This window comes from Rothia nasimurium (assembly GCF_004569295.1).
Classification (GTDB): Bacteria; Actinomycetota; Actinomycetes; order Actinomycetales; family Micrococcaceae; genus Rothia; species Rothia nasimurium_B.
Window position 1 is genome coordinate 31952 of record NZ_SPQC01000022.1, and the last position, 12803, is coordinate 44754.

Sequence of the window (12803 nt, forward strand, 5' to 3'; positions counted from 1 at the left end):
GAGATAGGCAATGGAAGCCAAGGCAACTGCGTCTTACGTACGCGTTACGCCTATGAAGGCACGCCGCGTCATCAACCTTATCCGTGGTAAGCAGGCGGAAGAGGCTCTGGCGATTCTGAAGTTCGCTCCTCAGGGCGCTTCAGAACCGGTATACAAGATCGTTGCATCAGCTGTTGCAAACGCTCGCCAGAAGGCTGCCCAGCAGGGCGTCCCCTTCAAGGAAGAAGAGCTGTTCATCAGCGAAGCATACGCGAACGAAGGTCCCACCATGAAGCGATTCCAGCCTCGTGCCCAGGGCCGTGCGTTCCGCATCAACAAGCGCACCAGCCACATCACCGTGGTAGTCGCTACCCCGGAGAAGGAGGAGGGCCGCTAAATGGGTCAGAAAATTAACCCCAACGGTTTCCGACTTGGCATCACCACCAACCACGTCTCAAAGTGGTTCGCTGACTCCAACAAGGAAGGCGAACGCTACGCAGACTTCGTTCGTGAAGATGTAAAGATCCGTGAACTCCTGTCCAAGGGCATGGAGCGCGCAGGCATCGCCAAGGTCGAAATCGAGCGTACCCGTGACCGCGTCCGTGTGGACATCCACACCGCACGTCCCGGTATTGTTATCGGCCGCCGCGGCACCGAAGCTGACCGCATCCGCGGTGAGCTCGAGAAGCTGACCGGCAAGCAGATTCAGCTGAACATCCTTGAGGTTGCTAACCCCGATCTGTCAGCTCAGCTGGTTGCACAGGGCATCGCAGAACAGCTCGCTTCACGCGTTGCTTTCCGCCGCGCCATGAAGAAGGCAATCCAGTCCGCACAGCGTGCAGGCGCAAAGGGTATCCGTATCCAGTGCTCCGGCCGTCTGGGTGGCGCTGAAATGTCACGTTCCGAGTTCTACCGCGAAGGCCGTGTGCCCCTGCACACCCTGCGCGCGAACATCGACTACGGCTTCTTCGAAGCAAAGACCACCTTCGGCCGCATCGGCGTCAAGGTTTGGATTTACAAGGGTGACCTCACCGACAACGAGCTTGCTGCACAGCAGGCCGCTGGTAACCGTCGTGGCAACGGCCGCGGTGGCGACCGTCGTCGCGCAGGTGGCCGTGGTCCCCGCCGTGAACGTCGTTCCGACAACACTTCAGCACCCGCTGAGGCTAAGACTGCAGAAAACGGTGAGGCATAAATGCTAATTCCCCGTCGAGTAAAGTACCGCAAGCAGCATCACCCCAAGCGTTCAGGTATGGCTAAGGGTGGCACCGAGGTAGCGTTCGGCGAGTGGGGCATCCAGGCCCTGACTCCCGCATACGTCACCAACCGCCAGATTGAAGCTGCACGTATTGCAATGACCCGTCACATCAAGCGTGGCGGTAAGGTTTGGATTAACATTTATCCCGACCGTCCGCTGACCAAGAAGCCTGCTGAAACCCGTATGGGTTCCGGTAAGGGTTCACCCGAATGGTGGGTCGCAAACGTCAAGCCCGGTCGAGTCATGTTTGAACTCTCCGGCGTATCCGAAGAAGTGGCTCGTGAAGCTATGCGCCTCGCAATCCACAAGCTCCCGATGAAGGCACGCGTTGTGCGTCGCGAAGGTGGTGAATAGAAATGGCAGTTGGATCAAAGGATCTGAGCATCGACAAGCTGGCAGAGCTCTCCAATGAGAATCTGGTAGAGAAGCTGCGTGAGTCGAAGGAGGAGCTGTTCAACCTCCGTTTCCAGGCAGCCACCGGTCAGCTTGAAAATCCCGGTCGTATCCGCTCGGTCAAGCGCGACATTGCACGTATTTACACCGTGCTGCGTGAACGCGAGCTCGGTATTCGTCCCGCAACCGAAGGTTAAATCACATGAGTGAAGTAAAGACTGAAGAGCGCGGCTACCGCAAGACTCGCCGCGGCTACGTAGTGTCCGACAAGATGGACAAGACCGTAGTCGTCGAGGTCGAGGACCGCGTAAAGCACGCCCTGTACGGCAAGGTTATGCGCCGTAGCTCCAAGATCAAGGCACACGACGAGCAGAACACTGCTGGTATCGGTGACCTCGTTCTCCTGGCCGAGACTCGTCCGCTCTCCGCTTCAAAGCGCTGGCGCATCGTCGAGATCCTCGAAAAGGCTAAGTAAACCCTAGGTTTTCTTAGAAGAATAAGATAAAAGGCTCCTGTTTTCCCGTTATGGGAAGGCAGGAGCCTTTTGCTATATCTACTGCTGACTACCTTATGACTAGACCCTTAGGGACCAGGCATAGCTCAGTAAACAGGGCAGACGAAAATCTGTGCCAAGGGTGCGTATCCCATCAACCTGCATACCGTTATGAGCTGCCGGGGAATCTAGGAGGGCGACCTTCCCGAGAGTCTCAGCAAGAGATTCCCGACCGGCGAGCTTGTAAAGGGCTTCAGAACGGGTCCAGAGCGTCAAGAAAGTGGGCACAAAACAATCTGTCTCAAGGGCTAGATATAAATGAGCTTGATCTGCTGGGTGAAAATAGCGAATGAGCCTGAGAGCCTTTTCCTGGATGAGGGGAGAAACCTCCAGCGACTCGCAATCAATTCCTAGGCTATATTCGCTCGGTCCTAGCAGAACAGCGAGGACGCTGCCCGTATGGCTCACGGAGAGCGAGCACGAGGGCTGAACCGGCTTGCCGGTGGACGTAGTCTGCCAACGGATGCTTTCTACGCTTTGTTCCGTATATGAAGCAATAGCCCTTTTAGCCAGCCACCGCTGTAAGAGCCACTGCTGCCCTAAAAATCGCTGGGTAAAATTCTGGGCCTGCTGAAGCTCATGGGGTTCTAACTGCCCCAGATAGTCGGCAGGGGAAAGTAGCTCCTTGAGCGGATCAGCGTCATAGAGAAAAAGTTCTAGCTGGTTTTCTTGGTGAAATAATAGCGGTTCTATGGGCATGACGAAGTAAGTGCCACGGTGGGGGAGAGGACCTGCTGACAGGCTGAGAGGATGGTCTGCATTTTTGCCTCAGTTTCAGCAAGCTCTAAAGCAGGCTCAGAGCCCTGCACGATTCCAGCTCCAGCCCAGAGGTCAATGTCAGATCCGCTGATATGAGCCGAACGGAGGATTAAAGACCATCGTCCTTGACCGGCTCCATCCATCCACCCCACAAGCCCTGCAAAATAATGACGAGTGCTTCGCTCAAGGCGGGCTATATGGGGCAGAGCAATGGCTGGGGGAGTGCCCCCCACCGCTGGGGTGGGGTGTATCTGTAAAGCCAGCTGCAGAGGAGTGTAGTCAGAAGGTACCTGGGCGCTAATGGGCGTTCCCAGATGGTACATGGAATCTGTTTCAGTGACTTCTGGAGGGCAGATGGTATCTAGGCGAAGCCCCGGTAGGTTCTGGAGGCGCTGACGGATGTGCTCAACAACGAAGGAATGTTCGTGCAGGTCTTTGAGAGAGTTGAGAAGCACCTGCTGGGCTTCTTTGATATTTGTGCAGGTTTGTTTGTTTCGGGACCCTGCCAGCGGGTGAGTATAAAAGTGCTGGTCGCGCACATCTGCAATGACTTCGGGGCTAGCTCCTACCCACTGCTGATGATCTGAGGTCCTCAGGCAGAAGGTATCTGCTAGGGGGTTAGCCTGGTGAAGCGCGTGGGCTAGATCGAGACCCTGTAAGAGCTGATTCCCTGCTACCCTATAGCGCTGGTGCCTTCCAAGAACAATTTTGTGCAGTTCACCCTGATCTAGGATACTGATCGCGCTTTCTACAGCTGACAGGTAGTGGCTTTCTTCTGCCCGGTTGAAGGAAGAATCTGCTACTAACCTTGGAGGCTCCGAAGACTGAGGTTCTGCATCGTCTGGGCTGAAGAAGCTGCCTTTACCTGCCAGGTGAGCGGGGTCTTGAGCCTGTGGCTTGGGGGCTGCAAGCAGGTAGGCGGCTTCTTGCGGGTTGAAGGGTATGATTCCACAGACTATTTTGTCTTGGACAGCCCCGCTCTCGTTGGGGGCAAGCGCCTCCCGGATAAAGGATTTAGCCTGAGCGGAGCGTACCGGCTCCTGGCAGATAGCTGAGCTGGTGACTCGATAGAGTTTCTGCTGGGTAATGAAATCAAATGAAGCTAAGCGGTTCATCGCTGGGTTGCCCCTCCATCGACGGTTAGCTCTGCCAGATTGATGTGCCGGGCAGCAGGTGATAAGAGAAAGGCAACGGGGTGGGCGATATCGGCAGGTTCTGCAACCCGGCCCAGGGGAATTCCAGCCCTGTAAAGTTTTGGATCGCCGGCGATACTTTCTGTCCTCTGATCTTCTCCTCCCCACATGGCGTGGACCATGGGCGTAAGGGTGGTGCCGGGGTTGACGACGTTGGTGCGAACACGCCACGGTGCTAGTTCTAAGCCGAGTGACCTGGTGAAATGTGAGGCAAAGGCTTTGGATGCCCCGTAGGCTGCCATGTGGGCCCGCGGCCCGTTAGCAGCGTTTGAGGCTACTGTGACAATGGCGCGGTCTACCTGCTCTGGGCCCTGTGCCTGAGCCACCATAGCTTGTGCTACCGCCTGGTAGAGATGGACCATTGCGGTGACATTGACTGCTAGTAGAGAATCGAACTCTTGCAGATTAAGGTCTATAACCGGCCCGTGGGCAAGAACGCCGGCTAAATGGGCCAGCCCGGTGATGTCGTAGTCCTGTGCTACTGAGGCAACGAAGGTCTTAAGAGCCTCATGGTCGGTGAGGTTGAGGGGTGCAGGGATAACTCTTGAGGGCCAGTTTTTAGCTGGGCTCTGGTCTTGATTGAGGTTATCGGGTGTATCGCTGGCAATGATGGAGTAGCGAGAGAAGTCGGGCATTTGGAGCAGCAGATCGCGGAGGGCGGTTCCGATTCCTCCTGCGGCGCCGGTGATGATGATAGCTTTTGGTCGTGTCATGAAAGTTCTAGAAGCTGGTCGGTGGTAGTGACGTAGCCACAGCGGCTGGCGATGTAGGTGAGGGCTGCGCGGTGGTAGGCGGCATCGAAATCTGCCTGGGCATCTGCAATAAAAAAGACTTGGAAGCCCTTCATGAAGGCTGTGAGCGCGGTTGTTTGGCAGCCGATGTGCGAGTAGATACCGCTAATCCAGAGCTGAGTTTTCCCGGCTGCTCGGAGTCGTTCTTCTAGATCCGTGCGGTAAAAGGCGCAGTAGCGCCACTTGGTAAGGACGGTATCTGCTTCGGTTGGGGCAAGTTCAGGAATGATGAGGGCATCGTCCGCTTGGGTTAGACCGGGCCCCCAGAAGTCGGTGAGAAGGGCTCTGTCACCGGCAGTTTGCTGGGGTGGTTGCGCTGTGTAAATTACCGGTTGCTGGTGCTGATGAGCGCTGTGAATAAGTCGGGCTGTATTGGAAATAGCGGTGTGGATAGCTGATTCGGGTGCCCGGTTGAAGGCCTGTACAAAGTAGTTTTGCATATCGTGCACGAGCAGGGCAGCGCGCTCTCTGTCGGGGACCCAGCGGACGGTGTTTGGGGGAAGATTCTGGGAGCTGAGAGTATAGCAATCGATGGTGGGGAGCATGATCGTCCTTCAATGAGATAGGGCGTATAGAGGAAAAGATGACGCTCTTTTTCTGTTTATGGGCAGTTTTATCAATAAAGGCAGAAAAACTTTGCGTAATCAACATCTTTAAAGATAAGGTTAGCCTATCCTTGAAGACAAGTCATGACTCCCTGAACCCGAAAGATAGTTCCGTGCCCCTCACCCGACGACACCTCATCGCTACCGCTAGTTTCTCTGCCTTAGCGCTGTTGACTGCCTGCACAGAATCATCCACCGAATCTACGAACCAAACAGATTCTGGGGCAAGCCGCACGGTAACAGACATCGAGGGCAATGAGGTAGCCCTGCCTGAAAATCCTCAAAGAATCGTCACTCTCTCTGAACCTACCCTTGACGCGGTGCTTGCTTTGGGGCTTACCCCGGTCGGTGCAGTTGCCGGACGCGGGCAAAGCGGCGCCCCCAATTATTTAGGTGATAAGGCGGCAGGAATAGAAATCGTCGGCACCGTTTCAGAACTCAACTATGAAGCCATCGGTGCTCTATCTCCCGATTTAATTTTGGCTGATGGTACCAGTATCAATAACCGCCCTGACGTCCTTGAAATCTTGCGGAATATTGCCCCGGTTGTCTTCTGCGGTTACGCTAGCGGGCTCTGGGAAACAAATTTCACCCATGTCGCCCAGGCAGTAGGTAAGACAGGCGAAGCAGAAACCTACCTGCAGGACTACACCGCTTATGTTGAGGCCACAGCGCAGGAGCTTAGCCAGAAATATAGCTCTGCAACCTTTTCCATCGTTCGTTGGCAGGGGAGTGGGCCTTCTTTGATTCTTAAGGAACTCCCCGCTGGGCAGGCTCTTGAAAGCCTGGGGCTACAGCGCCCCGAAAGCCAGGACAGAATGGGACGAGGGCATTCAGAACCAGTTTCTTTAGAAAACTTAGCCAACATAGATGGGGACTACATGTTCTTGGGAACCTTGGGCGGAGCTAGCCAGTCCGACCCCTCCGCCGAAGGGTCGGCGGACGTCCAGGGCGCTCAAGAGGCGCTGGCGAGGGCTGAAGAAACCTCTGGATTTACAGATTTGAAAGCCTACCAGGACGGGCACATCATGCTGGTCGATGGTTCGCTGTGGACCTCCACCGGTGGCCCCTTGCTCATGCGAGGAATCATCGAAGACGTGAAAACACATTTGCTCTAATCGATTTTGAGAAAACATACACCATGAAAACACCACAAAGCTTGAGCTCATCCCAGAACCTGCTAACTGTGACCCGGCTTGCCCTGGCGGCAAGTGTGGCTGCTACGGGTCTCGTCCTTCAACCAGCCCTGGCTCCCGCTACCTTCTTGGAGGGCAGTAGCCTAGCCTTTGCCCAAGAAACTAGCGCTACTAAGCAGGTAACCGTCAGCCAGGTGCTTAACGACGATGGAACGGTGACGGTCACCGGAAGCGGTTGGACCTCAACCGCTACAGATCGGGGAGCTGTGGTTGCCTTCAAATGGGATGGGGGAGTTATATTTAACCATGAGCTTCCAGCCCACCCCTTGACGGGGCAGCCGCTTACCGATGCCCGCTTTGCAAACGTCAACTTTTATACGGTAGCAGCGCCCGATGGCACCTTTAGCGTCAAGGTCAAACTGCCAGACTCTACAACGGCACAGGTGCGGGACACCGACTGGCAGGCAGGAAGCTCCCATACGCTTCAAGCCCTGGCAGGTTCACTGGCAGAAGGTGATTCCGCTGGTTCAGTAGCTGCCTCTTTTACGGTGCCCGCTACAAGTGCTGAGGACACCTCAACCTGGCCTTCGGTGACAGCAGGATCAGCCCAGGTACTTATTTCGCCTGTAACCACGGGCGAAAACGCCACTATTCGACTCATTGGTCAGGGCTGGACTAAAGAGGACGGCACCAGCGCTTCAACGGTATCTATCAAACTGGAATATCTCGATGCAGAGGGAAACGTGCGTCAGTATGAACGCACCGATGGGGCGATCTCAGCCTATCTGCAGTCCGTAGGGCGGGCAGCAGACCCTACAAGCTGGGGTCTGCTGATTCCCAATGCAGAGCGTGCCCACGCTGATCAGGGGCTGCTGGCTATTCAGGAAGACGGTAGCTTCGATATTGAACTTGGACTGCCTGAAGAGGTACAGAAGGGCTCGGCTGGGGATTATCTGGCCGTATTTATACAGTCGGGTCGAAACGCTGATGCTGATGTGACTCGTTCTGTGCGGTCAGAGCCCATTCCTGTCAACGGGGTAGCCGGTTCTCTCCCGACCGATGACGATCATCAGACCGTCTGCACCACGGATTTAGCAAGCCCCACCTTTGAAATCGTTACCCCCACAGTTGAACTTGGCGGAAAGCTGCGTGTCGTGGGTGAGGGCTGGTGCAATACCGAGAACCAGCGGGCCACTACTGTTGCCGTGAAAATAGATGAGGGCGGAATAAGTAGGCTTGATTCGTCACTCCACTCAAATCGTACAATCTGGGCTATTTTGCACCCGGACCCCGCCACCGGCCGCATTGACGCCACCATTGATTTGCCCGATGGAACGACAGCAAGTTCTTCCCCCGCTCTGGCAGAAGGCAGTCATTCGCTACGTGTGCTTTCTGGCTCTCTGGCTGCAGGGGACCGCGCCGTTACTTTAGGCGGCGCCGGAAAACTGGACTTCGTCATCGGTCAGTATTCTCCTAACGCTATTCCAGATACGCTCTCAAACGAAGACCTCTCAGCTGCCTCTCAGGGGCAGCTGACGGCCCAGCTTTCGGGGAGAAACATGAGCGTGACCGTGCCCGGGGCAGAAGCGGGGCAATGGGTCATGATTAACCCCTATATCGGTGGGTCTGTTCGTAGTAACTGGGGATCCGGCTGGGTTCAGCTAGATGCTCAGAAGTCTGTGAGCTACCTGTTGCCTGAAGATCTGGCAGCAGGTGACTACCAGATTGTTGCCCAAAGCGGTGAACAAGGAAACTTTGGTGCTCTGCTGGGGTGGGCACCCCTGACCGTTGCTGAAACTCAGCAAGAGATAGTGCCTTCAGCGGTTACTCCGCTTAGCCAGTCCCAGGTCAGCGGAGGAACAGGTAGCCCCGCAGCTTTCACTGTTTCATCATTGGCTGGCCAAGGTCTTGTCTATTCCGCTGTAGCCAGCTCAGCCGGAGCAACTGTTGCAAGCAGCACCCCGGTTAGCCAGCTGACCTCCATTCCGTCTCAAGTCCTGCGGGCCCCAGCCCGTAGCCAGAGTGCGAGTAGCACAGCAGCCAGCGCTGCATCAGAGCCTGGTAGTTCATCACCAGCTGCCGGCGGTACCAGCGATCAGCAAGAAACAAACGATAGTTCCCTTGCTCAAGAAGATAATCAGGCTACGACCGAGACTTCATCGGTGCTTGACCCCAACAACCTCTTGCTATGCGTTGCTGCAGTAGTTGTGCTGGGTGCCCTTGCCTTTACCCGCCAGAAGAAAAAGTCATAAGGAAGAAGCATGTCTGTTTTCCCTACAATTAGAGTCTTTTGTGCTGCGCTTAGCCTAGGGGCAGCCGCCTTGCTAGGATCTGCAGCTTTAACAGATGTCAATGCTCTGCCCCCGGGTGGAGCTGCAACAGCCAATACTCCCGGCACCAGTTCTAGTGTTTCGTCCACAACCCTTCAGGCCGGAGATACACTCACCTTCTCAGTCTCAGGCTTCCCGGCAGGCGAACAGCTCTATATCAAGGTTGATGACGGCGAAGCCTGCCCCTCGGACGCTGCCCAGGGTGCCTGCGTCGTCCACCAGCAAAAAATTTCAAGTAACGGTACTGCTTCTGGATCCTTCGTCCTCTCAAAGGAATTGGGCGAGGGAGCTCATACCCTACGTTTCTTGGCCACAGAAATTATGTACGACGCAAACGGGAATTACCAGGGATCTAAGGGCTACACCAACAGGTCACCTGAATTCACCATCGCGGGTGTAAACGAGTCTTCGAGCGGCGGCACCACCGTTAACGTCGACCCGAGCGTTATCAACAGCATCGAAGAAAACGTAGCCCAAGCTGAAACAAACCCCCAGAATCAGGGTGCCACTAACCAGGGCGCAACTGATAGCCAGAACCAGGGAACCGCTAACTCCTCAACCGGGTCTAGCTCAGGTAGCGCCAGCAGTGAGACCGCAGCAGATGGAACCACCATCTACCTAGATGCCGATGGCAATCCTATTAGCCAAGAAGAATATGAAGCCCTGCTAGCGCAAGAAACCCGCTCAGCTTCAGCAACGGCTAGCCAGCGGGCAAGCACATCAGCAAGTGCAAGCTTCACAGCCTCTGCCCAGGCACAAGCCAGTGCAAGCCAGGGCACCGAAGAAGAAATTCAAGCAAGTAGCACTAACCAGAGCACCTTCCCCTGGTTCGGCGTCCTTGTCTTTGGGGCTTCTGTTATCGTGGCTGCCGTCGTCCTGCTGCGTCGTAAAAAAACTTCCGAGAAATAAGCTCTCCCGCTACCTCTTTATGACTACCTCACCTGTGCGCTCGCCTCTGCGAGAAAAAGCTCTAGTCTCTCAGCGCTACCTGGTGCTGACGGTCTGCGCGATTTTGCTGGGTCTGTCTCTCATGCTGTCGCTAAGATTTGGTTCTAATTCCTTGGAGAGCCAGGATATCTGGGCAGCTCTTTCAGGGGATAGCTCTAGCCCCGCCTACACCATCGTCTGGGAACAGAGAATACCCCGTACCCTCCTTGCTCTGGTGTGTGGTGCGGCTCTAGCTGTAGCAGGATCTCTGATGCAAACGCTGACGCGTAATCCGCTGGCTGACCCCGGTCTTTTGGGGGTCAATGCGGGAGCTTCTTTAGCGGTGGTACTTGCCGTGGTGCTGCTGGGGCCCCTACCCATCGTTACTCTCATGGGGGCGGCCTTTATCGGAGCTCTTGTGAGCGTGGGGGCAGTTTTTACCCTGGGCGGGGCGAAAGGCCAGTCTATGTCGCGCTTTATTTTGGCCGGCGTTGCTCTGGCAGCTTCTTTGACCGCTATCACCCAGGCACTGTTGCTTGCCAACCAGACGGCCTATAACGAGTTTCGTTTTTGGGCCGCTGGATCCCTTGAAGGACGAGGCTACGGGGTTCTGCTGCCGACCGCCGTGCTCGTTGGTTTATCTCTTATCTTGGGGTTTTGTCTGATTCCCGCTCTGCGGACGCTAGCGCTGGGGGCAGAAACGGCACTGGCACTGGGAACCTCGGTGCAAAAAATCTATGCTCTTACTTTGCTGACGGTATCTCTCTTAGCAGCTGCAGCTACCGCGGCGATAGGCCCCATTGCTTTTGTTGGTTTAGCTGTTCCTTTTATCCTCCGTTCTCTTCTGGGGAACAGGGTGGGCTGGGTAACCGTAGGGTCCCTGCTGGCTGGGCCCGCCTGGCTTATTGCGAGCGATATTTTGGCCCGCACTATTATGGCGCCTGCTGAAATTCAGGTAGGTATCATCACGACCCTGCTTGGAGGCCCACTCTTCCTGGCGCTGATGTCTCGACGAAAGGTGCGCGAACTATGACCTACCGCATCAGAGTCGTCACCCTCTCAGCCCTGCTTAGCTCCTTACTCCTGGGTATATGGGTGCTGATGCAGGGGGACTACAACCTCACCGTTACAGACGTTTTAGCTGCCCTCAGTGGCTCCGAAACAGGGCTCGGTGGCTACTTCGTTAGGGAGATTCGTGCCCCCCGAATTCTAGCTGCCCTCCTTGTGGGGGCTGCACTAGGGCTATCAGGGGCAATTTTCCAGACCATCACCCGCAACCCTCTCGGATCACCGGACGTCATAGGGTTTACCCACGGGGCAGCTACCGGAGCTCTTTGCGCCATGATTATTTGGGGAACAAGCCCCTGGGGTACCGCCCTTGGCGCTATCGCGGGAGGAGCTGCCACCTCTTGCCTGGTCTACCTGCTGACCCGAACACGAGGCCTAGAAGGCTTCCAACTCATCTTGGTAGGTCTGGGGCTAGGGGCAACCCTGGCTGCCGTAAATTCTCTGCTCGTGGTACAGGCCTCGCTCGCACAAGCCCAAACAGCAGCAGCCTGGCTGGCAGGTTCCCTTAACAGCATGACCTGGGGCAAGGTAACCCTCCTGGCTCTACCGCTTGCTCTAGTGACTCCGCTACTGATCTGGCTTGCCAGACCACTGCGAATCCTAAGCTACGGGGATACCCTAGCCCGGGGTATCGGGGTACCTGTGGCCCGTATCAGGCTTATCAGTCTCATTCTGGGAGTGCTCCTGGTCGCCCTGGCAACAGCACTGACCGGCCCCATCGCCTTCGTCGCTCTTGCAGCTCCCCATATCGCCCGCCACCTGAGCCACCAGGCAGCGGGGAACCTGGGCACAGCAGCCTGCCTGGGGGCCTTCATCACCCTAGCGGCGGACGCTCTGGGGCAGTTTGCCTTCGCGACCTCCCTACAAGTAGGGGTCGTCACCGGAGCCCTCGGCGGCTTTTACCTCATTTTTCTGATTTATAGAGCACGACGCAAGGACAGCCATGAGTAAGCTACACGAAAGTGCGCTAGAAGCTAGAGACCTCCACGTTGCCTACGAGAAGCACCCCGTACTTCATGGCATTAACTGCTCAATTCCCCGCGGGGAACTGACCGTCATTCTGGGCCCTAATGCTTGCGGCAAATCGACTCTTCTCAAGACATTCGCGAGAATTCACCAGCCAACAGCGGGAGAAATATACCTTCAAGGGCAAAAAATCACAGACCTCTCGAACCGGTCAATTGCCCAGACACTAGCCCTGTTGCCCCAGAGCCCTCACGCGCCAGACTCAGTTACCGTTGCGGACGTCGTAGCGTTAGGGCGCTACCCCTACCAGGGCTTTTTAGGAAGAACGCGGGCAGAAGATCACCGTATCTGCCAAGAGGCAATGGAAGCCTGCGGAGTTACAGACCTGAAAGACAGAGTTCTGCAAGAGCTATCTGGAGGCCAGCGGCAACGAGTGTGGATAGCCATGACCCTAGCCCAAGACACCCCTCTTCTCTTGCTTGATGAGCCCACCACCTACCTGGATATCACCCACCAGCTACAGGTACTCGATCTGGCAGCTGAGCTTCACCGGAAGGGGCAGACCCTTCTGCTGGTGATTCACGACCTTAACTTAGCCTTCCGCTACGCCACCCACCTCATCTTGATGAAAGCCGGCAAGATCATGGCAGAAGGCTCGCCCCAAGAGATTGTGACTCCTCAGATCATTGAGCAGGTTTTTGACATCAAGGCCAGCGTCATCACTGACCCCCATAGCCAGACCCCACTCATGATTCCCCACGATACCCGTCAACCCTAGACCCTCACGAAACACCCACCTGCTATGAACCAGACCCACCAACCTCCCAAACGTCCCCGCCCCGACC

15 protein-coding genes are annotated in these 12803 nt (G+C 55.9%); 11 read left to right on the forward strand and 4 right to left on the reverse strand.

All coding sequences use genetic code 11. From position 1 onward, the window contains the following. Positions 1-10 precede the first annotated feature (10 nt). From rplV to rpsQ, 5 genes are read left to right on the forward strand one after another with little or no spacing between them, the layout of a single operon-like run. A complete protein-coding gene (gene rplV, locus E4U03_RS07245; RefSeq protein WP_083090720.1) occupies positions 11-376 on the forward strand; it encodes a 50S ribosomal protein L22 in 366 nt (121 codons plus the stop codon). Next, the gene (gene rpsC / locus E4U03_RS07250) at positions 377-1174 is read left to right on the forward strand and encodes a 30S ribosomal protein S3 (RefSeq protein WP_135012889.1); all 798 of its coding nucleotides are present in this window, start codon (positions 377-379) and stop codon (positions 1172-1174) included. Continuing rightward, the gene (gene rplP, locus E4U03_RS07255; RefSeq protein WP_135012890.1) at positions 1175-1591 is read left to right on the forward strand and encodes a 50S ribosomal protein L16; all 417 of its coding nucleotides are present in this window, start codon (positions 1175-1177) and stop codon (positions 1589-1591) included. It abuts the gene before it with no gap. A gap of 2 nt (positions 1592-1593) precedes the next feature. Next, positions 1594-1827 (forward strand): 50S ribosomal protein L29, encoded by a 234-nt coding sequence (gene rpmC, locus E4U03_RS07260; protein WP_083090723.1) that lies wholly within the window; start codon positions 1594-1596, stop codon positions 1825-1827. 5 nt (positions 1828-1832) lie between these two features. Beyond that, complete coding sequence (rpsQ, locus tag E4U03_RS07265; protein WP_083090724.1) at positions 1833-2105, forward strand: 30S ribosomal protein S17; 273 nt, start codon at positions 1833-1835, stop codon at positions 2103-2105. Positions 2106-2204: 99 nt separating this feature from the next. Here rpsQ and E4U03_RS07270 read toward each other — a convergent pair whose 3' ends face one another. From E4U03_RS07270 to E4U03_RS07285, 4 genes are read right to left on the reverse strand one after another with little or no spacing between them, the layout of a single operon-like run. Next, on the reverse strand, positions 2205-2882 hold the full coding sequence (locus tag E4U03_RS07270) for a 4'-phosphopantetheinyl transferase family protein (protein ID WP_135012891.1): 678 nt from the start codon (positions 2880-2882) through the stop codon (positions 2205-2207). Next, complete coding sequence (locus tag E4U03_RS07275; RefSeq protein ID WP_135012892.1) at positions 2873-4057, reverse strand: isochorismate synthase; 1185 nt, start codon at positions 4055-4057, stop codon at positions 2873-2875. The genes E4U03_RS07270 and E4U03_RS07275 overlap by 10 nt, the downstream gene beginning before the upstream one ends. After that, on the reverse strand, positions 4054-4848 hold the full coding sequence (locus E4U03_RS07280) for an SDR family NAD(P)-dependent oxidoreductase (protein WP_135012893.1): 795 nt from the start codon (positions 4846-4848) through the stop codon (positions 4054-4056). Before E4U03_RS07280 ends, E4U03_RS07275 begins: the two co-directional genes overlap by 4 nt. Next, positions 4845-5471, reverse strand: coding sequence for an isochorismatase family protein (locus E4U03_RS07285; RefSeq protein WP_135012894.1), 627 nt, complete (start codon positions 5469-5471; stop codon positions 4845-4847). The genes E4U03_RS07280 and E4U03_RS07285 overlap by 4 nt, the downstream gene beginning before the upstream one ends. 173 nt (positions 5472-5644) lie before the next feature. On the opposite strand from E4U03_RS07285, the gene E4U03_RS07290 reads away from it, so the two are divergent. The 6 genes from E4U03_RS07290 (at position 5645) to E4U03_RS07315 (ending at position 12736) form a co-directional block, all read left to right on the forward strand. Beyond that, complete coding sequence (locus E4U03_RS07290) at positions 5645-6649, forward strand: ABC transporter substrate-binding protein (RefSeq protein WP_245207690.1); 1005 nt, start codon at positions 5645-5647, stop codon at positions 6647-6649. A gap of 23 nt (positions 6650-6672) precedes the next feature. Beyond that, on the forward strand, positions 6673-8919 hold the full coding sequence (locus E4U03_RS07295) for a hypothetical protein (RefSeq protein ID WP_135012896.1): 2247 nt from the start codon (positions 6673-6675) through the stop codon (positions 8917-8919). A 69-nt stretch (positions 8920-8988) separates the two neighbouring features. Beyond that, the gene (locus E4U03_RS07300; protein ID WP_135012897.1) at positions 8989-9906 is read left to right on the forward strand and encodes a plasmid partitioning protein; all 918 of its coding nucleotides are present in this window, start codon (positions 8989-8991) and stop codon (positions 9904-9906) included. Between the two features lie 19 nt (positions 9907-9925). After that, positions 9926-10957 (forward strand): FecCD family ABC transporter permease, encoded by a 1032-nt coding sequence (locus E4U03_RS07305; protein WP_135012898.1) that lies wholly within the window; start codon positions 9926-9928, stop codon positions 10955-10957. Next, a complete protein-coding gene (locus tag E4U03_RS07310) occupies positions 10954-11943 on the forward strand; it encodes a FecCD family ABC transporter permease (RefSeq protein WP_135012899.1) in 990 nt (329 codons plus the stop codon). Before E4U03_RS07305 ends, E4U03_RS07310 begins: the two co-directional genes overlap by 4 nt. Beyond that, on the forward strand, positions 11936-12736 hold the full coding sequence (locus tag E4U03_RS07315; protein ID WP_135012900.1) for an ABC transporter ATP-binding protein: 801 nt from the start codon (positions 11936-11938) through the stop codon (positions 12734-12736). Before E4U03_RS07310 ends, E4U03_RS07315 begins: the two co-directional genes overlap by 8 nt. Positions 12737-12803: the final 67 nt, after the last annotated feature.